General features: G+C 62.6%; 16 protein-coding genes. 15 read left to right on the top strand and 1 reads right to left on the bottom strand.

The window, feature by feature from the left end; all coding sequences use genetic code 11:
• Positions 1-276 precede the first annotated feature (276 nt).
• The 11 genes from secE to AC0L2F_RS27745 all read left to right on the top strand — a co-directional run bounded on the left by secE (position 277) and on the right by AC0L2F_RS27745 (position 18,177).
• Complete coding sequence (gene secE, locus AC0L2F_RS27695) at positions 277-468, top strand: preprotein translocase subunit SecE (RefSeq protein WP_007611620.1); 192 nt, start codon at positions 277-279, stop codon at positions 466-468.
• Positions 468-1,022: a transcription termination/antitermination protein NusG gene (gene nusG / locus AC0L2F_RS27700; RefSeq protein WP_007602985.1), complete on the top strand. Its 555-nt coding sequence runs from the start codon at positions 468-470 to the stop codon at positions 1,020-1,022. The genes secE and nusG overlap by 1 nt, the downstream gene beginning before the upstream one ends.
• Positions 1,023-1,152: 130 nt before the next feature.
• On the top strand, positions 1,153-1,581 hold the full coding sequence (gene rplK / locus AC0L2F_RS27705) for a 50S ribosomal protein L11 (protein WP_007602986.1): 429 nt from the start codon (positions 1,153-1,155) through the stop codon (positions 1,579-1,581).
• A 6-nt stretch (positions 1,582-1,587) separates the two neighbouring features.
• Complete coding sequence (rplA, locus tag AC0L2F_RS27710; RefSeq protein ID WP_007602988.1) at positions 1,588-2,280, top strand: 50S ribosomal protein L1; 693 nt, start codon at positions 1,588-1,590, stop codon at positions 2,278-2,280.
• Positions 2,281-2,370: 90 nt separating this feature from the next.
• Complete coding sequence (locus AC0L2F_RS27715; protein ID WP_473250609.1) at positions 2,371-3,318, top strand: 2-hydroxyacid dehydrogenase; 948 nt, start codon at positions 2,371-2,373, stop codon at positions 3,316-3,318.
• 577 nt (positions 3,319-3,895) lie between these two features.
• A complete protein-coding gene (gene rplJ / locus AC0L2F_RS27720; protein WP_035975090.1) occupies positions 3,896-4,414 on the top strand; it encodes a 50S ribosomal protein L10 in 519 nt (172 codons plus the stop codon).
• A 54-nt stretch (positions 4,415-4,468) separates the two neighbouring features.
• Positions 4,469-4,846, top strand: coding sequence for a 50S ribosomal protein L7/L12 (rplL, locus tag AC0L2F_RS27725; protein WP_007602994.1), 378 nt, complete (start codon positions 4,469-4,471; stop codon positions 4,844-4,846).
• Positions 4,847-5,329: 483 nt separating this feature from the next.
• Positions 5,330-9,445 (top strand): DNA-directed RNA polymerase subunit beta, encoded by a 4,116-nt coding sequence (rpoB, locus tag AC0L2F_RS27730; protein WP_007602996.1) that lies wholly within the window; start codon positions 5,330-5,332, stop codon positions 9,443-9,445.
• Between the two features lie 128 nt (positions 9,446-9,573).
• The gene (gene rpoC / locus AC0L2F_RS27735) at positions 9,574-13,770 is read left to right on the top strand and encodes a DNA-directed RNA polymerase subunit beta' (protein WP_007611616.1); all 4,197 of its coding nucleotides are present in this window, start codon (positions 9,574-9,576) and stop codon (positions 13,768-13,770) included.
• Positions 13,771-13,962: 192 nt separating this feature from the next.
• Positions 13,963-16,023, top strand: coding sequence for an FAD-dependent oxidoreductase (locus AC0L2F_RS27740; RefSeq protein WP_473250610.1), 2,061 nt, complete (start codon positions 13,963-13,965; stop codon positions 16,021-16,023).
• 132 nt (positions 16,024-16,155) lie between these two features.
• Entirely contained in the window at positions 16,156-18,177 is a 2,022-nt protein-coding gene (locus AC0L2F_RS27745; RefSeq protein WP_063995931.1) for an ABC transporter ATP-binding protein, read from the top strand.
• Here AC0L2F_RS27745 and AC0L2F_RS27750 read toward each other — a convergent pair.
• A complete protein-coding gene (locus tag AC0L2F_RS27750) occupies positions 18,105-19,343 on the bottom strand; it encodes an FAD-dependent oxidoreductase (RefSeq protein WP_473250611.1) in 1,239 nt (412 codons plus the stop codon). The two genes, AC0L2F_RS27745 and AC0L2F_RS27750, sit on opposite strands and share 73 nt — an antisense overlap.
• Positions 19,344-19,985: 642 nt before the next feature.
• Between AC0L2F_RS27750 and rpsL the strand changes: the two genes are divergently transcribed.
• From rpsL to tuf, 4 genes are read left to right on the top strand one after another with little or no spacing between them, the layout of a single operon-like run.
• Positions 19,986-20,357, top strand: a complete 372-nt coding sequence (gene rpsL / locus AC0L2F_RS27755; RefSeq protein ID WP_007603006.1) for a 30S ribosomal protein S12 — start codon at positions 19,986-19,988, stop codon at positions 20,355-20,357.
• Positions 20,358-20,372: 15 nt separating this feature from the next.
• A complete protein-coding gene (gene rpsG, locus AC0L2F_RS27760) occupies positions 20,373-20,843 on the top strand; it encodes a 30S ribosomal protein S7 (RefSeq protein WP_007603009.1) in 471 nt (156 codons plus the stop codon).
• A gap of 30 nt (positions 20,844-20,873) precedes the next feature.
• Positions 20,874-22,946, top strand: coding sequence for an elongation factor G (fusA, locus tag AC0L2F_RS27765; RefSeq protein ID WP_473250612.1), 2,073 nt, complete (start codon positions 20,874-20,876; stop codon positions 22,944-22,946).
• 40 nt (positions 22,947-22,986) lie between these two features.
• On the top strand, positions 22,987-24,177 hold the full coding sequence (tuf, locus tag AC0L2F_RS27770) for an elongation factor Tu (RefSeq protein ID WP_018456453.1): 1,191 nt from the start codon (positions 22,987-22,989) through the stop codon (positions 24,175-24,177).
• Positions 24,178-24,218: the final 41 nt, after the last annotated feature.

The following is a 24,218-nucleotide window of genomic DNA, read 5'->3' on the forward strand; positions in this document are numbered from 1 at the left end:
GATAAGCCCTTGATCGGCCTGATCTCTGGTCGGTCGCCCGCGGAGTCGGTTTACCCTGGCGGATCCTCTCTATCTTGACCTTTGGTCCCATCCGCAGTAGATACCCCGCACTCGCAGCCGGCCCGTTAGACGCGGATCTCCGGCGCGGCTTTGAAATCCCCGAACAATCGAGCCCGGTTTCCGGCTCATCCTTCGAGACAGAGGGCTGGGCCAACGGCGGCTGTTCGGATCCCTGAAATTCATTCGCGTCTGTCGACGGACGTTGGACATCAAACGATGGCAGTCAGCCCGTTCAAGTTCTTGCAGGAAGTCCGCTCGGAGACCGCCAAGGTCACCTGGCCGACCCGCCGCGAGACCACGATCACCACCATCATGGTGTTCGTCATGGTCGCCGTGGCCTCGATCTTCTTCTTCGCCGCCGACCAGATCATCCGCTACCTCATCACCTTCCTTCTGGGCATTCACTGATGGCAACAGCAACGGCTCAATTGTCTGACAAGCGCTGGTACATCGTCCACGCCTATTCGAATTTCGAGAAGAAGGTCGCCGAATCGATCCGCGAGCAGGCCAAGCAGCGCGGGCTCGAGGAGCTGTTCGAGCTGGTGCTGGTTCCGACCGAGAAGGTCACGGAGGTGCGCCGCGGCCGCAAGATCGACGCCGAGCGCAAGTTCTTCCCGGGCTACGTGCTGGTGAAGATGAAGCTGACCGACGAGGCGTTTCATCTGATCAAGAATACGCCGAAGGTGACCGGCTTCCTCGGCGCGGAAAACAAGCCGATGCCGATCTCGGAAGCCGAAGCCATGCGCATTCTGCACCAGGTACAAGAGGGCGTGGAGCGGCCGAAGGCGTCGGTGTCGTTCGAGATCGGCGAGAACGTGCGCGTGGCCGATGGCCCGTTTGCCTCGTTCTCGGGTGTGGTCGAGGAAATCGACGAGGCGCGCTCGCGCGTGAAGGTCGCCGTGTCGATCTTCGGCCGCGCCACGCCGGTCGAACTGGAATTCGGTCAGGTCGAGAAGGTCTGATCGCGTAGGCGTGAGACTTCGGTCTCGCGCAACAAGAGGCCGTGGGAGGGAGAGGGCGGTTGCCAGCCGCATCCGACCCAGACCACGAACCTGAAACCGCCGGCCCAGGCCGGCCCAACAGGAGTGATACATGGCAAAGAAAGTGACCGGATACCTGAAGCTTCAGGTCCCGGCCGGTGCGGCGAATCCTTCGCCCCCGATCGGTCCCGCGCTCGGTCAGCGCGGTCTCAACATCATGGAGTTCTGCAAGGCGTTCAACGCCCAGACCCAGAAGGAAGAGAAGAATACCCCGATTCCCGTCGTGATCACGATCTACGCCGATCGTTCGTTCACGTTCGAGATGAAGACGCCGCCGATGTCCTTCTTCCTCAAGCAGGCTGCCAAGATCCAGTCCGGCTCCAAGGCGCCGGGCCGTGACAAGGCGGGTGCGGTGACCAAGGCGCAGGTGCGCGAGATCGCCGAGAAGAAGATGAAGGATCTCAATTGCGACTCGATCGAGTCGGCCATGAAGATGGTCGAGGGCTCTGCCCGTTCGATGGGTCTGGAAGTGGCGGGGTAAGGGCTCATGGCAATCGGAAAACGTTTGAACAAAGCCCGCGAAGGTATTGATCGCGAAAAGCTTTACCCGCTCGCGGACGCCATCAAGATGGTCAAGGAACGCGCGAAAGCGAAGTTCGACGAAACCATCGAGGTCGCGATCAATCTCGGCGTCGATCCGCGTCACGCCGACCAGATGGTCCGCGGCGTTGTGACCCTGCCGAACGGCACCGGCCGTACGCTCCGCGTGGGCGTGTTCGCCCGCGGCGCCAAGGCCGACGAGGCCAAGGCTGCGGGTGCCGATGTCGTCGGCGCTGAGGACCTGGTCGAGAAGGTGCAGAACGGCACGATCGATTTCGACCGCTGTATCGCAACCCCCGACATGATGCCGCTGGTCGGCCGTCTCGGTAAGGTGCTCGGCCCGCGCGGCCTGATGCCGAACCCGAAGATCGGCACCGTGACCATGGACGTCACCGGCGCCGTAAAGGGCGCCAAGGGCGGCTCGGTCGAGTTCCGCGTCGAGAAGGCCGGCATCCTGCAGGCTGGCGTCGGCAAGGCCTCGTTCACCGAGGAAAAACTGGTCGAGAACATCAAGGCTCTGGCTGACGCTGTCTCCAAGGCCAAGCCCGCCGGTTCCAAGGGCACCTACATCCAGCGCGTTGCGGTGTCTTCGTCGATGGGCCCCGGCGTGAAGGTCGAGCCGGGCACCATTCTCGGCTAAGGTTTGTAAATTGTATGAGGCGAGGGGCGGAATTGGGCAACCGATTCCGCCCCTCGTCGTTTGTGACGGCGTTCACCGGAAACAAGAACAATGACTGACAAGGTCCTGATCTACTCGCGCTTTCCCAAGACGATGATGGCGCGCTTCGCCGAGCGGTTCGAGCTGCTCGACACCGGCGGCAAGTCGGCGCGGGAGATGTTTTCGGCCGCCGCGCTCGGCGATATCCGTGCAGTGCTCACCGCCGGCGGCACGCCGCTGGGCGCGGAGGCGATGGACCTGTTTCCGAAGCTCGGCGCCATCGTCTGCTACGGCACTGGCTATGACGGTGTTGACCTGAAGGCCGCTGCCGCCCGCAACATTGCGGTCGGCCATAGCCCGGGTGCCAATGCGGCCTCGGTCGCCGACATCGCGATGACCCTGATGCTCGCGGCCACGCGGCGAATCCTGGTGGCCGACCAGTACGTCCGAAGCGGCGATTGGGCGGCGTCAAAGCCCTCGCCGATGATGCGTCCGCAGGCCGGGATGCCGGGCCGCCGCATCGGCGTCTACGGCATGGGCGAGATCGGCCGCAAGATCGCAGCGCGCTGCGCATCCTTCGAGAGCGAAATCGGCTATTTCAGCCGCAGCAAATTCGATCTGCCCTATCAATATTTCCCGACCCTGGAGGCGCTGGCCGACTGGTGCAGCGTGCTGATGATCGCGGTCCGGGCAGGAGCCGAGACCCAGCATGCCGTCAGCGCCGATATCCTCAAGCGCCTCGGGGCGGACGGTTATGTCGTCAACATCTCCCGCGGCTCGGTGATCGACGAGAAAGCCCTGGTGGTGGCGCTCACCGACAAGACCATCGCCGGAGCCGGTCTTGACGTTTACGACAAGGAACCGCACGCTCCGGACGCGCTGACGGCGCTGCCCAACGTCGTGTTCGCTCCCCATATTGGCGGCCACACCCTAGAATCGCACGTCGCCATGCAGAACTGCGTGCTGGCGAACCTGACCGCATTTTTCGAGGGCAAGAAGCTGCCTTACGGGGTCAAATGAGCTGAAACCGGCCCTTTTTGGCTACGGTCAAGCGCGAGCGGCAAGGGGTTGGAACTGGTGTGAATTTTGCTCTTGGCAAGCAGGCCCCGAGCGGTTAAAGAACCGCTTCCGGACGTGCCGGCCTCGGCTGGCGCGTTCGTGCACGCATTCCGAAAACAAGAGATGGAGATCATTCCTTTTCAGGCCGTCCGTGAGGATTTGCCGGAAAAGGAGGGAAATTCGTCGGTTGAGGGATGCGGGCAGAGGTCGGACGGTTCGCCGGCTGACCTTGTCCTGTCCAAGACTGCAGGCGCCCGCGGGGAATTTCGATTTCTCAACGGCTTAATCGCATGGCCTGCATAGACGGGTGAAGACCGGATTTCACTTCGTGACCACCTTAGGGTCGGTTGCGGAATGGGTTTGGTTCGGACCTCGACACGCCGTGGGCCCCTGTGGGCTCCCGGAGGGCAGGCTTTGAATTGTCGTCTTGCCCGGCGTGTCCGATGGGTTTGGCCCTGAGGTTCAGGTTTGGGCGGGACGATGGGTGCAACCCGGCGGTCCCGCTTTCGCGATGACCGCCAACCGGAAAGAGCTTGCTGTGGAACGAGCGGCAAAAAAGGAAGCGGTCGAACAGCTCAATGGGGTCTTCAAGACCACGAGCGTCGCGGTCGTTGCCCAATATTCCGGCCTGACCGTTGCCCAGATGCAGAAGCTGCGCTCGCAGATGAAGCAGGCTGGCGCCTCGGTGAAGGTCTCGAAGAACCGTCTCGCCAAAATTGCTCTTGAAGGCACTGACGTCGTTGCCATCGGCCCCATGCTGAAGGGACCGACCGTGATCGCCACTTCGGACGATCCGGTAGCGGCGCCAAAGGTCGCCGTCGAATTCGCCAAGGCGAACGAAAAGTTCGTCATCATTGGCGGCTCGATGGGAAAGACCGTCCTGAATGTCGACGGCGTGAAGGCACTTGCCTCGCTGCCGTCGCTTGACGAACTGCGCGCCAAGATCGTCGGCCTGCTTGTGGCCCCGGCGACCAAGATCGCTCAGCTCGCCAACGCGCCCGCGGGCAAGCTCGCGCGCGTCATCCAGGCTTATGCCTCAAAGGGCGAAGCGGCCTGACGCCCTTCGCAAAACTCAAACCCGAACCAGACTTACATTCAAGGAAACTGAACAATGGCTGACCTGCAGAAGATCGTTGACGACCTCTCGAGCCTCACCGTGCTCGAAGCTGCCGAACTCGCGAAGCTCCTCGAAGAGAAGTGGGGCGTTTCGGCTGCCGCGGCTGTCGCCGTGGCCGGCCCGGCTGGTGGTGGCGCTGCCGCCGCTCCGGCCGAAGAGAAGACCGAGTTCACGGTCGTTCTTGCCGCCGCCGGCGACAAGAAGATCGAGGTCATCAAGGAAGTCCGCGCCATCACCGGCCTGGGCCTCAAGGAAGCAAAGGACCTCGTTGAGGGCGCGCCGAAGCCTGTCAAGGAAGGCGTGAACAAGGACGAAGCCGAGAAGCTCAAGGCCCAGCTCGAGAAGGCTGGCGCGAAGGTCGAGCTCAAGTAAGCATCGCTTACTGGCACGAGATCCCGGTCGGCTTCAGCGCAACCGGGATCTCGGTCCACTCTCCGGAAGGGGTGGGCCAGATGCAAAAGGCGTGCGACGGAACCGGCCGACGCAGGTCGAACACGAAAAAGTGTGGGGATTTGAGGGTTTGTCCCTCGAATCTGCACTAATGTCGCCCCATATCGGGTCGGCAGCACGAAAGCGCGGTGGGCAGGGATGTCGCATTCCCTGCAAGCCGTTGGGAGAGCAAGCTATTTCGGGCTTTTGCAGTCCGTGAAGAGGATGGTTGTGACGGGCGGGCGCGCTCCTGCGCCCCGCGCGTCGTTTTGCGTTTTGAAGGTCTGAAGAACAGATTCAGGACATTCCTGCCTGAAACTGAGTCTCCGGCCCCCAAGACGGGTTCGAAAAATTCAACCCGGGGAGCGGCGGTCGCCGCGTTCCGGAGGGCGCGCCCAAATCGGGCGACGAAAATGAGAGGCCACGATGGCGCAGCAGACATTCACCGGTCGCAAACGCGTTCGCAAGTTCTTCGGACACATCAAGGAAGTGGCCGAGATGCCGAACCTCATCGAGGTTCAGAAGGCGTCCTATGATCAGTTCCTGATGGTCGACGAGCCCCAGGGCGGGCGGTCGGACGAGGGCTTGCAGGCGGTGTTCCGCTCGGTGTTCCCGATCTCCGACTTCTCGGGCACCTCGATGCTGGAATTCGTCCGCTACGAGTTCGAGCCGCCGAAATACGACGTCGACGAGTGCCGCCAGCGCGGCATGACCTTCGCGGCCCCCCTCAAGGTGACGCTGCGCCTCATCGTGTTCGATATCGACGAGGAAACCGGCGCGAAGTCGGTCAAGGACATCAAGGAGCAGGACGTCTACATGGGCGATATCCCGCTCATGACGATGAACGGCACCTTCATCGTCAACGGCACCGAGCGCGTCATCGTCTCGCAGATGCACCGCTCGCCGGGCGTGTTCTTCGACCACGACAAGGGCAAGACCCATTCGTCGGGCAAGCTGCTGTTCGCCGCCCGCGTGATCCCGTATCGCGGCTCCTGGCTCGACATCGAGTTCGATGCCAAGGACATCGTCTATGCGCGTATCGACCGTCGCCGCAAGCTTCCGGTGACGTCGCTGATGTTCGCGCTCGGCCTCGACGGCGAGGCGATCCTCAGCACCTTCTACAAGAAGATCCAGTACAAGCGGATCAAGGAAGGCTGGCGCGTTCCGTTCGACGCCAATCGTTTCCGCGGCTACTCGACCATCAACGACCTGATCGACGCCGATACCGGCAAGGTCGTGCTCGAAGCCGGCAAGAAGCTCACCGTGCGCGGTGCGCGTCAGATGCAGGAGAAGGGCCTGAAGGCGCTGCGCCTGTCGGATGCGGAGCTGGTCGGCAACTACATCGCCGAGGACCTCGTCAATCCCAAGACCGGCGAGATCCACGCGGAAGCCGGTGAAGAGATCACCGACAAGTCGATGAAGGCTCTCAACGAGCAGGGCTACAAGGAGTTGCCGCTGCTCGACATCGACCATGTCAATGTCGGCGCCTACATCCGCAACACGCTCTCGGCCGACAAGAACATGACGCGCGAGGACGCGCTGTTCGACATCTACCGCGTGATGCGTCCCGGCGAGCCGCCGACGCTGGATTCGGCGCAGGCAATGTTCCAGTCGCTGTTCTTCGACGCCGAGCGCTACGACCTCTCGGCGGTCGGCCGCGTCAAGATGAACATGCGCCTCGACCTCGATGCGCCCGACACCCAGCGCACGCTGCGCAAGGAAGACATCCTCTCCGTCATCAAGACACTGGTGGATCTGCGCGACGGCAAGGGCGAGATCGACGACATCGACCATCTCGGCAACCGCCGTGTGCGTTCGGTCGGCGAGCTCATGGAGAACCAGTACCGCATCGGGTTGCTCCGCATGGAGCGCGCGATCAAGGAGCGCATGTCTTCGGTCGACATCGACACGGTCATGCCGCAGGACCTGATCAACGCCAAGCCGGCGGCCGCCGCCGTGCGCGAGTTCTTCGGCTCCTCGCAGCTCTCGCAGTTCATGGACCAGACCAACCCGCTGTCGGAGATCACCCACAAGCGCCGTCTCTCGGCGCTTGGACCGGGCGGTCTGACCCGCGAGCGCGCCGGCTTCGAGGTGCGCGACGTGCATCCGACGCATTACGGCCGCATCTGCCCGATCGAGACGCCGGAAGGTCCGAACATCGGCCTGATCAACTCGCTCGCGACCTTCGCGCGCGTGAACAAGTACGGCTTCGTCGAGACCCCTTACCGCAAGGTCAAGGACGGCCGCGTCACCGACGAGGTCGTGTACCTCTCGGCGATGGAAGAGGGCCGCTACACGGTCGCGCAGGCCAACGTGCCGCTCGATCCGAAGGGCCGCTTCACCGAAGATCTCGTGGTCTGCCGTCACGCCGGCGAAGTCTTGCCGGTGACCCCGGACAAGGTCGACTACATGGACGTATCGCCGAAGCAGCTCGTTTCGGTCGCAGCCGCGCTGATCCCGTTCCTCGAGAACGACGACGCCAACCGCGCGCTGATGGGCTCGAACATGCAGCGCCAGGCGGTGCCGCTGGTTCGCGCCGAAGCGCCGTTCGTCGGCACCGGCATGGAAGGCGTGGTTGCGCGTGACTCGGGTGCTGCGATCGCAGCGCGCCGTTCGGGCGTGATCGACCAGATCGACGCAACCCGCGTCGTCATCCGCGCCACGGAAGATCTCGATCCGACCAAGTCGGGCGTCGATATCTACCGGCTGATGAAGTACCAGCGCTCCAACCAGTCGACCTGCATCAACCAGCGTCCGCTGGTGAAGGTCGGCGACATCGTCAAGAAGGGCGACATCATCGCCGACGGTCCGTCGACCGATCTCGGCGAGCTCGCGCTCGGCCGGAACGTGCTGGTCGCGTTCATGCCGTGGAACGGCTACAACTTCGAAGACTCGATCCTGCTCTCCGAGCGGATCGTGAAGGAAGACGTGTTCACCTCGATTCATATCGAAGAATTCGAGGTGATGGCCCGCGACACCAAGCTCGGACCCGAGGAAATCACCCGCGACATTCCGAACGTGTCGGAAGAAGCGCTGAAGAACCTCGACGAAGCCGGCATCGTGTACATCGGCGCGGAAGTGCGCGCCGGCGACATCCTGGTTGGCAAGATCACGCCGAAGGGCGAAAGCCCGATGACGCCGGAGGAAAAGCTCCTGCGCGCCATCTTCGGCGAGAAGGCTTCCGACGTCCGCGACACCTCGCTGCGCGTTCCTCCGGGCGTGCAGGGCACCATCGTCGAAGTGCGCGTGTTCAACCGGCACGGCGTCGACAAGGACGAGCGTGCGCTGGCGATCGAGCGGGAAGAGATCGAGCGTCTGGCCAAGGACCGCGACGACGAGCAGGCGATCCTGGACCGCAACGTCTACAACCGTCTTGCCGAGCTGCTCGAAGGACGGCAGGGCATCGCCGGTCCGAAGGGCTTCAAGAAGGACACCAAGATCACCCGTGCGGTGCTCGAGGAGTACCCGAAGTCGCAGTGGTGGCTGTTCGCTTCGCCGAACGACAAGCTGATGGCCGAGATCGAGGCCATGCGGAAGCAGTACGACGAGTCGAAGAAGGGGCTGGAACAGCGCTTCCTCGACAAGGTCGAAAAGCTTCAGCGCGGTGACGAATTGCCGCCCGGCGTGATGAAGATGGTCAAGGTCTTCGTCGCGGTGAAGCGCAAGATCCAGCCCGGCGACAAGATGGCCGGCCGCCACGGCAACAAGGGCGTGGTGTCGAAGATCGTGCCGATCGAGGACATGCCGTTCCTCGAAGACGGCACGCATGCCGACATCGTGCTCAATCCGCTCGGCGTGCCCTCGCGCATGAACGTCGGACAGATCCTCGAGACCCATCTCGGCTGGGCCTGTGCCGGCCTCGGCAAGCGTATCGGCCAGACGGTCGATGCCTATTTGTCGAAGCAGGACATCAGGCCGCTGAAGGAAACCTTGAAGAAGGTCTACGGCGAGGACGAGACGATCAAGTCGCTCAACGACAACGAGTTGATCGAGCTCGGCCACAATCTGAGCCGCGGCGTTCCGATCGCGACGCCGGTGTTCGACGGCGCCAAGGAAGCCGACATCGAGGAGATGCTGAAGCTTGCCGGTCTCGACGCTTCGGGCCAGTCGACCGTCTATGACGGCCGCACCGGCGATGCCTTCGATCGCAAGGTGACGGTGGGCTACATCTACATGCTCAAGCTGCACCATCTCGTCGACGACAAGATCCACGCGCGTTCGATCGGTCCCTACTCGCTCGTTACCCAGCAGCCGCTGGGCGGCAAGGCGCAGTTCGGCGGCCAGCGCTTCGGCGAAATGGAAGTGTGGGCGCTCGAGGCTTACGGCGCGGCGTACACGCTCCAGGAGATGCTGACCGTGAAGTCGGATGACGTCGCCGGCCGTACCAAGGTGTACGAGGCGATCGTGCGTGGCGACGACACCTTCGAGGCCGGTATTCCGGAATCGTTCAACGTGCTGGTCAAGGAAATGCGTTCGCTCGGCCTCAACGTCGATCTGCACAATTCCAAGGTCGGACCGGGAACGGCGGAAGCGGCCGAGTAATACGACCCTCATGCCCGGCCTGAACGGCCGGGCATCGGCGCCCAGTCCTGGAGTCGCGAGGGCAGGGCGCCCCGCATAGTGATTTTCGAATTTGCTGCCGGAGGCGACCGGCACGCGAGGAGAAGACGATGAACCAAGAAATTATGAATCTCTTTAATCCGACGACGCCGGCTCAGGTCTTCGACCAGATCCGGATCTCGATCGCGAGCCCCGAGAAGATTCTGTCCTGGTCGTACGGCGAGATCAAGAAGCCGGAAACCATCAACTACCGTACCTTCAAGCCCGAGCGCGACGGCCTGTTCTGCGCCCGCATCTTCGGGCCGATCAAGGACTACGAGTGCTTGTGCGGCAAGTACAAGCGCATGAAGTACAAGGGCATCATCTGCGAGAAGTGCTCGGTCGAGGTCACGCTGTCGCGCGTCCGGCGCGAGCGCATGGGCCATATCGAGCTCGCCGCCCCCGTCGCCCACATCTGGTTCCTGAAGTCGCTGCCCTCGCGCATCGGCCTCCTGCTCGACATGACGTTGAAGGATCTCGAGCGGATCCTCTACTTCGAATATTACGTCGTGCTCGAGCCGGGCCTCACCGCGCTGAAGGACCGTCAGCTCTTGTCGGAAGACGAGTACCTGAAGGCGCAGGACGAATACGGCCAGGATTCCTTCACCGCCATGATCGGCGCGGAAGCGATCCGCGAGCTGCTCAAGGGCATGGATCTCGAGAAGCTCGAGCTGACCTTGCGCGCGGAGATGCAGGAGACCGACTCCGACATCAAGCACAAGAAGCTCGCCAAGCGCCTGAAGATCGTGGAAGCGTTCCGCCACTCCGGCAACAAGCCGGAATGGATGATCATGACCGTGGTCCCGGTGATTCCGCCGGACCTGCGTCCGCTGGTGCCGCTGGACGGCGGCCGCTTCGCGACCTCGGACCTCAACGACCTCTACCGCCGCGTCATCAACCGCAACAACCGCTTGAAGCGGCTGATGGAGCTGCGCGCGCCGGACATCATCATCCGCAACGAGAAGCGCATGCTTCAGGAGGCCGTCGACGCGCTGTTCGACAACGGCCGCCGCGGCCGCGTCATCACGGGTGCCAACAAGCGTCCGCTGAAGTCGCTCGCCGACATGCTCAAGGGCAAGCAGGGCCGGTTCCGTCAGAACCTGCTCGGCAAGCGCGTCGACTATTCGGGCCGTTCGGTGATCGTGGTCGGTCCCGAGCTGCGCCTGCATCAGTGCGGCCTGCCGAAGAAGATGGCGCTCGAGCTGTTCAAGCCGTTCATCTACTCGCGGCTTGACGCCAAGGGTCTGTCCACCACCGTGAAGCAGGCCAAGAAGCTGGTCGAGAAGGAGCGGCCCGAGGTCTGGGACATCCTGGACGAGGTCATTCGCGAGCATCCCGTGCTGCTCAACCGCGCACCGACGCTGCATCGCCTCGGCATCCAGGCGTTCGAGCCCGTGCTGATCGAGGGCAAGGCGATCCAGCTCCACCCGCTGGTCTGCGCTGCGTTCAACGCCGACTTCGACGGCGACCAGATGGCCGTGCACGTTCCGCTGTCGCTTGAAGCACAGCTGGAAGCGCGCGTCCTGATGATGTCGACCAACAACATCCTGCATCCGGCGAACGGCCAGCCGATCATCGTGCCGTCGCAGGACATCGTGCTCGGTCTCTACTACGTCTCCATCATGCGCGAAGGCCTGCCCGGCGAGGGCAAGATCTTCGGCGAGATGGCGGAGCTCGAGCACGCGCTGCACGCGAAGGTCATCCACCTCCACACCAAGATCAAGTACCGGTGGGAAGGCATCGACGATACCGGCAAGATCTCCAAGCGCTGGATCGAGACCACCGCCGGCCGCGTCATGCTGGGCAATCTGCTGCCGAAGAACCCGCGTGTTCCGTACGAGATCATCAACAAGCTGATGACCAAGCGCGAGATCTCCGGCGTCATCGACCAGGTCTACCGCCACTGCGGTCAGAAGGAGACGGTGATCTTCTGCGACCGCATCATGGCGCTCGGCTTCTACAACGCGTTCAAGGCCGGCATCTCGTTCGGCAAGGACGACATGGTCGTGCCGCACTCCAAGTGGAAGATCGTCGATACCACCCGTACGCTGGCGAAGGATTTCGAGCAGCAGTACAACGACGGTCTGATCACCCATGGCGAGAAGTACAACAAGGTCGTCGACGCATGGTCGAAGGCCACGGAAGAAATCGCCAAGGCGATGATGAAGGAGATCTCCTCGACCAAGAAGACGGCGAGCGGGGCGGATGCCGACATCAACTCGATCTACATGATGGCTCACTCCGGTGCCCGCGGTTCGCCGGCCCAGATGCGCCAGCTCGCCGGCATGCGCGGCCTGATGGCCAAGCCGTCGGGCGAGATCATCGAGACGCCGATCATCTCGAACTTCAAGGAAGGCCTCTCGGTGCTCGAGTACTTCAACTCGACCCACGGCGCCCGCAAGGGCCTCGCGGACACCGCGTTGAAGACCGCGAACTCCGGCTACCTGACCCGTCGTCTCGTCGACGTCGCGCAGGATTGCATCATCACGCAGGACGATTGCGGCACCAAGCTCGGCATCAAGATGCGCGCCATCGTCGATGCCGGCACCGTGGTCGCTTCCCTCGGCTCGCGCATTCTCGGACGCACGGCCTGCGAAGACGTGCGTGACAGCACGGGCAAGGTGATCTTCAAGCGCGGTACGCTGATGGAAGAGAGCCATCTGGATGCCATCCATCAGGGCGGCGTCCAGGAGGTGAAGATCCGCTCGGCGCTGACCTGCGAGCTCGTCAACGGCATCTGCGGCAAGTGCTACGGCCGCGATCTCGCTCGCGGCACGCCGGTCAACCATGGCGAAGCGGTCGGGGTCATCGCGGCCCAGTCGATCGGCGAGCCGGGCACCCAGCTCACCATGCGCACCTTCCACATCGGCGGTGCGGCGCAGCTGAACGAGCAATCTTTCGTCGAATCCAACTTCGACGGCAAGATCGTGATCAGGAACAAGGCCATCGCCCGCAACAGCGAAGGCCACCTGGTCGCGATGGTTCGCAACATGGTGATCGCGATCGTCGATGCCGACGGCACCGAGCGTGCGACGCACCGTATTCAGTACGGTTCGCGCCTGCACGTCGACGAGGGCGACATGGTCAAGCGCGGCCAGCGTATCGTCGAATGGGATCCCTACACCCGTCCGCTCCTCACCGAGGTCGAAGGCACCATCGGCTTCGAGGATCTGGTCGAGGGACAGTCGATCTCGGAAACGCTCGACGAGGCCACCGGTATTGCCAAGCGCGTGGTCATCGACTGGCGCTCGATGCGCGGCGGCGGGGACCTGCGTCCCGCCATCGTGATCAAGGGCAAGGACGGCAAGGTGCTCAAGCTCGCCCGTGGCGGCGATGCCCGCTACATGCTGTCGGTCGATGGCATTCTGTCGGTCGACGTCGGAGCCAAGGTCCAGGCGGGCGACATTCTCGCCCGTGTCTCGACCGAAAGCGCCAAGACGCGCGACATCACCGGCGGTCTGCCGCGGGTGGCGGAACTGTTCGAGGCTCGGCGTCCGAAGGATGCGGCGATCATCGCCGAAATCGCGGGCACCATCCGGTTTGGGCGCGACTACAAGAACAAGCGTCGCATCTCGATCGAGCCGATGGACAAGACCGACGAGCCGCGCGAGTACCTGATCCCGAAGGGCAAGCACATCCACCTTCAGGACGGCGACGTCGTCGAAAAGGGCGACTTCATCGTGGAAGGCAACCCGGCGCCGCACGACATTCTGGCGGTCAAGGGCATCGAGGAACTCGCGGCCTATCTGGTCAACGAAATCCAGGAGGTCTACCGGCTCCAGGGCGTGCTCATCAACGACAAGCACATCGAGGTGATCGTCCGTCAGATGCTCCAGAAGGTGGAAGTCACCGACCAGGGCGACACGGACATGATCTCGGGCGAGCAGATCGACAAGATCGAGTTCGACCAGATCAACGCGAAGGCCAAGGAAGAGGGCAAGAAGATCGCCACGGGAACGCCGGTTCTGCTCGGCATCACCAAGGCGAGCCTTCAGACCCGCTCCTTCTTCTCGGCAGCCTCGTTCCAGGAGACCACCCGCGTCCTCACGGAAGCGGCGGTCAACGGCAAGGTCGATCCGCTCGAAGGCCTCAAGGAGAACGTCATCGTCGGCCGGCTGATTCCGGCAGGCACCGGCGCCTCCATGGCGAAGATCCGCGAAGTCGCCGTGAAGCGCGACAAGATGATCCTCGACGAGCGCGAGAAGCAGGCGGCCGTCGTGCCGCCGGCGCCGGAAGTGGAGCCGATGGCGCTGCCACCTGCGGAATAATGGTTCATCCGTAGGAATACCGAGGACACTGAAAAGGCCGGCGCAAGCCGGCCTTTTTGCTGCTTTGTTTCCCTGTTGCGGTGCAGGATCAACCTTCGTTCATCTTTCCTTCAGGCGCAAAAGCGCTTCTGCTAGGGAGACCTTAGACCGGTGGTCCCGTGAAGGGGGCGGGCCGGAGACCACGGAATTCTCATGCTTGATCTCGCAATCGTAGGCGGCGGCCCCGGCGGGCTGATGAGCGCTTGGTATCTGAAGCGCAAGCTCGGCGACCTCTGCCGCGTCACCATCTACGAGGCATCCGACCGGCTCGGCGGCAAGATCGTCACGCGCAAATTCGATTCTGCGCCCGCGATGTACGAGGCCGGCGTTGCCGAGATCTACGACTACTCGATGACCGGGCCGGATCCGTTGCGCGAGTTGATCCAGCATTTCGGCTTGCAGACCATTCCGATGGACGCCGAGCAGGTGCAGTTCGGCGGCGAACTCCTCAACGACGTCGCGGGCATGCGCCGCAAATACGGCGCCAAGACCGCGGCCGCAATCGAGGCGTTCCGTAAGCGCTGCGCCGAGGCGATGACGCCGATCGAGTATTACGAGGGCGTCGGCGCGCACGACAACGAGAATCCCTGGGCCTACAAGACCGCCGAACAGGTGCTCGACGAGGAGGTCGAGGACGAGACCGCGAAGCGATTCTTCAAGGTGATGGCGCGCTCGGACCTCGCGACCGAGAGCCACAACACTAACGGGCTCAACGCGCTCAAGAATTACCTGATGGACGTCGACGGCTATATCGGCCTCTATTCCATCCAGAACGGCAACGAGCAGCTCATCGAGTGCCTCCAGTCGGAGGTCAATGCCGACATCCAGCTCAATCATCGCGTCCTCACGGTCGGCAAGGCGCCGACCGGCCGCTATCAACTCAAGATGATGAACGGCAAGGGGCCGGAGACGCGCGACTTCGACCTTGTGCTGGTCTGCTTGCCGCATTCCTGGCTCGGGACCGTCGGCTGGGAGGGCGAACAGCTTCGCAAGTCGATGGTCAAGCACGTCTCGTACTTCGACCGCCCTGCGCACTATTTGCGTGTCTCGATCCTGTTCGACACGCCGTTCTGGGGCGACAAGATCGCCGGCGCCTGGTTCATGTCGGAAGCCTTTGGCGGTTGCTGCGTCTATAACGAGGGCGCGCGCCACGATGTGGGCAAGCACGGCGTGCTGAACTGGCTGATTCCGGGCTCCGACGCGCTGGCCTTTGCGAATCTCTCCGACCAGGAGCTGATCGATGCCGTGCTGAAATCGCTGCCGACATCGCTCGGCGATGCGCGCGCGCATTTCATGGAAGGCAAGATCCACCGCTGGCTGTCGTCGGTGAACGCGATTCCAGGCGGCTTGCCCGTGCGCGACGTCATGACCAATCACCGGCCCGAGCCGAAGGAACATCCCGGAATCGTGGTGGTCGGCGACTATCTGTTCGACTCGACGCTGAACGGCCTGCTCGATTCCTCGGACGCGGCGACCGACATCATCTTGACCGAGATGATGCGCCTGCGCCGCGAGCGTTCGCAGGACGACAAGCCGCTCTCGGACAAGATCGATCGCGACTATTTTGACAATTATCGCGGCCAGGGTCCCTACAGCGAAGCGTGGCAACACTTCACGGATCCCGACTATCTCACAAAACTGATCGGCATCGTCTGGGGCAAGGCCAAAGGCACGAAGCTCTTGATCGCGGGCTCGGCCAGCGGCGAGCTTGTCGGCGCGCTGCGCGATCGCGGCATCGATGCCTTCGGCATCGAGAACAACCGCACCATTCACGCCAGAACGCCGAAGGCCTTGAAGAAGTACAACAAGCTCGGTTCGATCACCGACATGCCGTTCAAGGACGGCGCGTTCGACTTCGTGTTCGAGACCAGCCTCTGCCATGTTTCCCCGAAGCAGGTGGTTCGTGCGATCAGGGAGCTGAACCGCGTGGTCAAGACCGGGCTCGTGTTCGGCTCGGTCACCTCGGACATGGCGCCGGCACTGATCGACCGCTACGACCTCCTGCGTGGGGTCAAGAAGCTCGGTACCTGGTGGGAATGGTCCGAATTGTTCTTCGGCAACGGCTTCGAGCTGTCGATGCACCGCAAGGACTGCACCGACGCGCTCTGGGAGGCGACGCTCGCCGCCAACAAGGGTCCGGGTCAGTGGTACGCCGACGCCGATTCCTTGCGCTATTCCTTTTTCGACAAGGTCGAGGACGAGGAAGACGACTAGCCGCCTGAAACGGGCGCCTTCGCCAATTGTTTTGCCGAATTCATCTTGATCGCATAGAATCGATGCAATAGCGGTTTCCGCTATTTCCGTCTTTCTCTGCGGTCATGCCGGCCGTCAGCATCGGTTGGTTTCATGGCGTCCAAGCCCCTCCCGCCCGACAAACAGAAGCTCGCCGCGGAACAGGCGGCCGAGCTCGACGACAAGCTTGTCCCTACCGCCAAGCCGGACCTCGAAGACGACGAGGACGATGAAGACGAGGAGGATGGGGGGCTGGAGCTCGATGACGACGATGAGGACGAGGACCTTGTCGTCTTTACCGCGCGCGAGGCCGCCGGCGCGCTCGCGACCATCCTGGGCTTCGTCAAACCCTTCCTGGTCAATTACAAGCAGATGCTGTCGTTCGTGGCGTTCGGCGTCTTCGTCGAGACGCTATTCAACGTCATCATGCCGCTCAGCCTGAAATACCTGATCGACGACGCGCTCGGCGAGGAGGATTTCCAGGCGCTGTACAAGATCCTCGGCGTGCTCGCGGTCGCGGGCATCTTCACCTCGATCGTCGCGGTCTGGTACGAGCGCTGGGATGCGCGGCTCGCGGCGTGCATCATTTCCGACGTCCGCAAACGGCTGTTCGAGCACGTCCAGGACCTGCCGGCGGCCTATTTCGGCCGAACCAAGCGCGGCGAGATCCTGTCGCGCTTCTCAGTCGACCTCGCGGCCTTCGAGGGCTCGGTCAAGACCTTCGCCAACAGCGCGGCATTGCCGTTCCTGGAGTTGATCGCGGGCATCATCCTGATGGTGTTCCTGAACTGGCAGCTCGCGGCGGTTGCGCTGCTGGTGTTTCCGATCACGCTGATCGGTCCGCGCATGCTCACACCGAAGGCCGTTCAGGCGAATTACGAGCAGAAGCTCAATGAGTCCGCGCTGCTCGGCATGGTGCAGGAGAACGTCGCGGCGCAGGCCGTGATCAAGGCGTTCAGCCTGCAACGCCGGATGTTCGGCTTCTTCACCTTTCGCAACGACGAGACGCGAAACAGGATGGCCTCGGCGGCGTTCCTCTCGACCATGGTGGAGCGGACGGTCACCATCTCGGTGCTGCTCTTGCATCTCGTCGTGCTCGCGATCGGCGCATATCTGGCGACCAAGGGTCAGATCACCATCGGCACCTTCGTCACCTTCGAGAGCGCGTTCTGGGAGGTGTCCTACAACATCGCCCATGTGATGCATTTCATCCCCGTGTCGATCTCCGCGGCAGCCGCTATCCGTCATATGCAGGAGCTGCTCGACGAGCCCACGCGCAGCGCCGATCGTGCCGGCGCGCCCGATCTGCCCCGCATCACCAACGACATCACCTTCGACCACGTGACGTTCCAGTACGAAGGCAGCCAGACGCCGGTGCTGGACAATCTCAGCCTCAAGCTCAATGTCGGCAAGCGCATTGCCATCGTCGGTCCCTCGGGCTCCGGCAAGAGCACGCTGCTGAATCTGATCCTGCGGCTCTATGTGCCGGATGAGGGGCGCGTCACCATCGACGGCGTCGACGTCCGCAAGGTAACGCTGGATTCCCTGCGCCGGAGCATGGCGGTGGTGTTCCAGGAGAACATGCTGTTCAACATGTCGATCCGGGAGAACATCCGGCTCGGCAAGGAGGGCGCGACCGACGAGGAGGTGGAGGAGGCGGCCAAGAAGGCCGAGATCCACCGTTACATCATGAGCCTGCCGCAGCGATACGACACGCCGGTGGGCGAGCGCGGCGATACCTTGTCGGGCGGCCAGCGCCAGCGCATCGCGATCGCGCGCGCGGTCATCCGTAATCCCTCCGTACTGCTGCTGGACGAAGCCACTTCGGCGCTCGACCAGACCACGGAAGCCGCGATCAACCGCACGCTGCTGAAGGTTGCCAAGGGCCGCACCATGATCTGGTCGACCCACCGCCTGACCTCGGTGGTCGAGATGGACGAGATCATCGTGATTTCAGGGGGCAGGGCGATCGAGCGCGGCTCGCATGCCGAGCTGCTCGCCAAGAACGGCACCTATCGCAAGCTGTGGAACGACCAGATCCACCAACCGCATGGCGCGCCGGCTCACGTCGACGAAGACAGCGACGATGACGACGAGGATGAAGACGATCTCGACGAGGACGATGAGGAGGAGTGACCGAGGAAGTTCGGCTCCAGATCGAAGGCTCCTCCAAGCGGTCGCAATAGCCCCTGAACCGACCAGGCAATGAAGCGTGCCCAGCGCTGCGCCGTCCAATAGGGGCTCGTCGCAATCGAGACTGAGCGGAAGTCGAACGCCTTCGCCGCCGACCAATCGTCGCACGCCCGCTTGACCGGATCTGCGTAGAAGGTGGCGATCTTGCTGGTATCCATCCCGTCGGAGGCCAGCCACTGCAGGATGTAGAGGTTGCAGAGCCGCTCGACGTCGGTGAAGACCTTGTCGCATCCGGTGCCGGCGGCCGGGCAGGAGGTCGAGAAGGCATCGCCCACCAGCACGAGACCCGGCTGGCCGCTGGCATCGTTCACATAGAGATCGACCGGGCGGATTTTCAGCTCACCCGGAATGTCGAATGGTCCGGTGATGCGCTTGAGCCGTGGCAGCGCGGCGTTCAGCGTCTCGGCGGGCGCGCGGCGCAGCTCAAGCAGCCAGGGATCGTCGAAGCTGCGGTAGACGAACAGATTGGCGCGCATCCGCGTCCCGATCGGAAAAAGCGTCAGGTAGGGGATGCGGTCGCTCGGCCGTTCCGAGAAATAGGTCAGCGCCGGGAAGTCGAACGAGTCCCGTCCCGCGGGCACCACGTCGAACCCGATCGAAATCGAATGGCAGGCACTGACGATCTTTCGCGTGATTCCCAGCTGATGGCGCAGGCCGACATTGAGGCCGTTGGCGAGCACGACCAGCCGGGCGGAGACCATCTCGTCGTTGGAGAGAGTGACCTTCTGCCGCTCCGCACTTGTTTCGACCGAGACGGCCTTGGCGCAGATGCGCTCGACGCCGGCAGGAATTTCGTCGCGGACAGCGTTGACGAGGGAATCGTAGAGGATGTTGAACTGCCGGCTCGGCGCCTTGTCGAGAAGGCGGCCGAAGCGCGCGATCCAGTTCTCACCCACAAAGGTCGCGCGGCGCAGCACCGATTCGGCGATTCCCGTCTGCAGGAATCGCCCGACCTGCACGTGACCACTGAGTTTTTCGACTCGAAAGTCCGCAGAATAGCTCTCATGCGGATCGATCAGGATGGTCGAAATGCCGCTACGGCCGAGCATCGCGGCGGCGGTCGAGCCGGACAATCCCCCGCCGATAATGGCAATGTCGGTGTACCGCATGGCGCCAATCTCTGCCCAAGGCGGTACATTGGCGCTCCAACCGGAAAGAAAGCCTTAGCCAACGGTCATAAAAGTATATTTAACCCGGGTATAAATTGGATTCGAGGTGTCGGAACGCGCTCTTCGTTTCCACCTCGCGAAGGCGCAGCGAGCGACCCAGGGAGCGAATTCGACAGGCGCGGGAAGCGCTTCTGACTGACGTTTCGCCTTGACTTGACCGACTCCCACTTATAGAACCCCCTCACTTAACGACAGGCGGTGAGCATCGCCAACGTCGGAACGGGCCACCCGTTTGATCCCCCTGGGGATCGCCAGGACGGGCACCAACCTCGACGAATGCCGCTCAAACGCTGTCGATCATAGCTAGGCAATGCCAGTGCGATTTTAGGTCTCGTGAGCATGTTCTCTTGAGATCGAATTCGGATGCATGACCTCGGTGCGCGGACCGCAGCCTCAAGCTGACCGGTCCAACTACTGCGGTCCTCTGTGGCGTCGAAGCGCTTTCCGCCCGTTGATGGGTGGTTGGCGCGATTTCGCTTTGTGCGGATTGTTCCGCGCAAGGCGGCCTCGTCGGGCGGGTAGCTCGAAAGAATTTGCGGACCCGGCGACGGGCCGCGGCAGAACACAAAGGGTAATGCCAGGATGCCGACGATCAACCAGCTGATCGCTCAACCGCGGGAAGTGCAGAAGTCGCGCAAGAAGGTGCCGGCACTGCAGCAGTCGCCGCAGAAGCGCGGTGTTTGCACGCGCGTTTACACCACGACCCCGAAGAAGCCGAACTCGGCGCTTCGTAAGGTTGCCAAGGTGCGCCTGACCAATGGCTTCGAGGTGATCGGCTACATCCCCGGTGAGGGCCATAACCTCCAGGAGCACTCGGTGGTCATGATCCGCGGCGGTCGCGTCAAGGACTTGCCCGGCGTGCGCTACCACATCCTCCGCGGCGTTCTGGATACCCAGGGCGTCAAGAACCGTAAGCAGCGCCGTTCGAAGTACGGCGCCAAGCGTCCGAAGTAAGCGGGAACCAGGTCCATGTCTCGTCGCCATTCTGCCGAAAAGCGCGAAGTCCTTCCCGATCCGAAGTTCGGGAACATCATCGTCACGAAGTTCATGAATTCGGTGATGTACGCCGGAAAGAAGTCGGTCGCCGAAGGCATCGTCTACGGCGCGTTCGGCCTCATCGAAAGCAAGACCAAGCAGAACCCGCTCGGCGTGTTCGAGCAGGCACTCGAGAACGTCATGCCGACGATCGAAGTGCGCTCCCGCCGCGTCGGCGGCGCGACCTATCAGGTTCCGGTCGAAGTTCGCTCGGTGCGCCGTCAGGCGCTGGGCATTCGCTGGCTGATCTCGGCTGCGCGCGATCGCAACGAGAAGACGATGACCGAGCGGCTCTCTGCGGAGCTCCTGGACGCGTCGAACAACCGGGGTAACGCCGTCAAGAAGCGCGAAGACGTGCACCGGATGGCGGAAGCCAACCGCGCCTTCTCGCACTATCGCTGGTAACGGCGACACACGGAATCTAAGGAACACTCCATGCCCCGCGTTCATGCCATAGAGAACTACCGTAACTTCGGTATCATGGCGCATATCGATGCCGGCAAGACCACGACCACCGAGCGCATCCTCTATTACACCGGCAAGAGCCACAAGATCGGCGAAGTGCACGAAGGTGCCGCGACGATGGACTGGATGGAGCAGGAGCAGGAGCGCGGCATTACGATCACGTCGGCCGCGACCACCGCGTTCTGGGAAGGCAAGCGTCTCAACATCATCGACACTCCCGGCCACGTCGACTTCACCATCGAAGTCGAACGCAGCCTGCGCGTGCTCGATGGCGCCGTGTGCGTGCTCGACTCGAACCAGGGCGTCGAGCCCCAGACCGAGACGGTCTGGCGCCAGGGTGACAAGTACAAGGTTCCGCGCATCGTCTTCGCCAACAAGATGGATAAGACCGGCGCTGACTTCTACAAGTGCATGCAGGACATCGTCGACCGCCTCGGCGCGAAGCCGATCGCGATCCAGCTTCCGATCGGCTCCGAGAATAACTTCAAGGGCTTGGTCGATCTCGTTCGTATGAAGGGCGTGGTCTGGGAAGAAGAGAAGCTCGACGCCAAGTTCGTGGACATCGATATTCCCGAGGACATGGTCGAGAAGGCCAAGGAATATCGCGAGAAGCTGTTGGAAGCCGCCGTCGAGCTCGACGACGACGTTCTCGCCGCATACCTCGACGGCAATGAGCCCGATCAGGCGACGCTGAAGCGCTTGATCCGCAAGGCCGTGCTGACTGGCGCGTTCTTCCCGGTATTGTGCGGCTCGGCCTTCAAGAACAAGGGCGTGCAGCCTCTGCTCGACGCGGTCGTGGATTATCTGCCGTCGCCGGTTGACGTGCCCGCCATCAAGGGCGTCGACGAAGACGGCAACGAGGTCGTTCGCCTGCCGGACGACAAGGAGCCGCTGGCTCTGTTGGCCTTCAAGATCATGGATGACCCGTTCGTCGGCACCATCACCTTCTGCCGCATCTATTCCGGCACGCTGATGTCGGGTACCGGCGTCATCAATTCGACGCGCGACCGCAAGGAGCGCATCGGCCGCATGTTGCTGATGCATGCGAACAACCGCGAAGACATCAAGGAAGCCTATGCCGGCGACATCGTCGCATTGGCTGGCCTGAAGGAAGCGCGCACCGGTGACACGCTGTGCGATCCCGACAAGGCGGTGATCCTCGAAAAGATGGAATTCCCCGAGCCGGTCATCGAGATCGCGATCGAGCCGAAGTCCAAGGCCGACCAGGAAAAGCTCGGCGTGGCTCTGGCGAAGCTGGCCGCGGAGGATCCGTCTTTCCGCGTGTCGACCGACCAGGAGTCCGGCCAGACCATCCTCAAGGGAATGGGCGAACTCCATCTCGACATCAAGGTCGACATTCTTCGCCGCACCTACAAGGTGGATGCCAACATCGGCGCGCCGCAGGTGGCGTTCCGTGAGCGCGTCACCAAGAGGGCAGAGGTCAAGTACACTCACAAGAAGCAGACCGGCGGTACCGGTCAGTTCGCGGAAGTGTCGATCGTGGTCGAGCCGAACGAGCCCGGCAAGGGTTACGAGTTCGAATCCAAGATCGTCGGCGGTGCGGTTCCGAAGGACTACATCCCCGGCGTCGAAAAGGGCCTCAACAGCGTGATGGGCTCTGGTGTCGTTGCGGGCTTCCCCGTGGTCGACGTCAAGGTTCAGCTCGTCGACGGCAAGTATCACGACGTCGACTCGTCGGCGCTCGCCTTCGAAATCGCATCGCGTGCTGCATTCCGCGAAGCCTTGCAGAAGGGCAAGTCCGTCCTGCTCGAGCCGATCATGAAGGTCGAAGTGGTGACCCCGGAAGATTACACCGGCTCGGTCATCGGCGACCTGAATTCCCGGCGCGGTCAGATCCAGGGTCAGGACATGCGCGGCAATGCCAACGTCATCAACGCGATGGTGCCGCTCATGAACATGTTCGGTTACGTGAACAACCTGCGCTCGATGAGCCAGGGTCGCGCGACCTTTACCATGCAGTTCGACCACTACGCAGAAGCGCCGGCCAACGTGTCGGCAGAAGTCCAGAAGAAGTTTGCCTGATTGTCGTCGGTCTCGAACTGACGATTGAACGGAGAGTCAAATGGCCAAAGCAAAGTTTGAACGTAACAAGCCGCACTGCAACATCGGCACCATCGGTCACGTCGACCATGGCAAGACGTCGCTGACCGCGGCGATCACCAAGGTCCTCGCCGAAGCCGGCGGCGCGACGTTCACGGCGTACGACCAGATCGACAAGGCGCCGGAAGAGAAGGCGCGCGGCATCACGATCTCGACGGCGCACGTCGAATACGAAACCAAGAACCGCCACTACGCGCACGTCGACTGCCCCGGCCATGCCGACTACGTGAAGAACATGATCACCGGCGCTGCCCAGATGGACGGTGCGATCCTGGTCGTGTCGGCCGCTGACGGTCCGATGCCGCAGACCCGCGAGCACATCCTGCTCGCCCGCCAGGTTGGCGTTCCCGCGCTCGTCGTGTTCCTCAACAAGTGCGACATGGTCGACGACCCGGAACTGCTCGAACTCGTCGAGCTCGAGGTCCGCGAGCTGCTCTCGAAGTACGAATTCCCGGGCGACACCATCCCGATCATCAAGGGTTCGGCGCTCGCCGCTCTCGAAGATTCCGACAAGACGCTCGGCCATGATGCCATCCTCGAGCTGATGAAGCAGGTCGACGCTTACATTCCGCAGCCGGAGCGTCCGGTCGACCTTCCGTTCCTGATGCCGGTTGAAGACGTGTTCTCGATCTCGGGCCGTGGCACCGTCGTGACCGGCCGTGTCGAGCGCGGTATCGTCAAGGTCGGCGAGGAAATCGAGATCGTCGGTCTGCGCGCCACGCAGAAGACCACGGTTACCGGCGTCGAAATGTTCCGCAAGCTGCTCGATCAGGGCCAAGCCGGCGACAACATCGGTGCGCTGCTTCGCGGTACCAAGCGTGAGGACGTCGAGCGCGGCCAGGTGCTGTGCAAGCCGGGTTCGGTCAAGCCGCACACCAAGTTCAAGGCTGAGGCCTACATCCTCACCAAGGAAGAGGGCGGCCGCCACACCCCGTTCTTCACCAACTACCGTCCGCAGTTCTACTTCCGCACCACCGACGTGACCGGTGTCGTGCATCTGCCGGAAGGTACCGAGATGGTGATGCCGGGCGACAACATCGCGATGGAAGTGCACCTGATCGTGCCGATCGCGATGGAAGAGAAGCTCCGCTTCGCGATCCGCGAAGGTGGCCGCACCGTCGGCGCCGGCGTCGTCGCCTCGATCATCGAGTAATTACGAGAATAGGGATCGGCGAATAGCGAATGTGACATTCG

The organism is Bradyrhizobium sp. Ken64 (assembly GCF_055807555.1).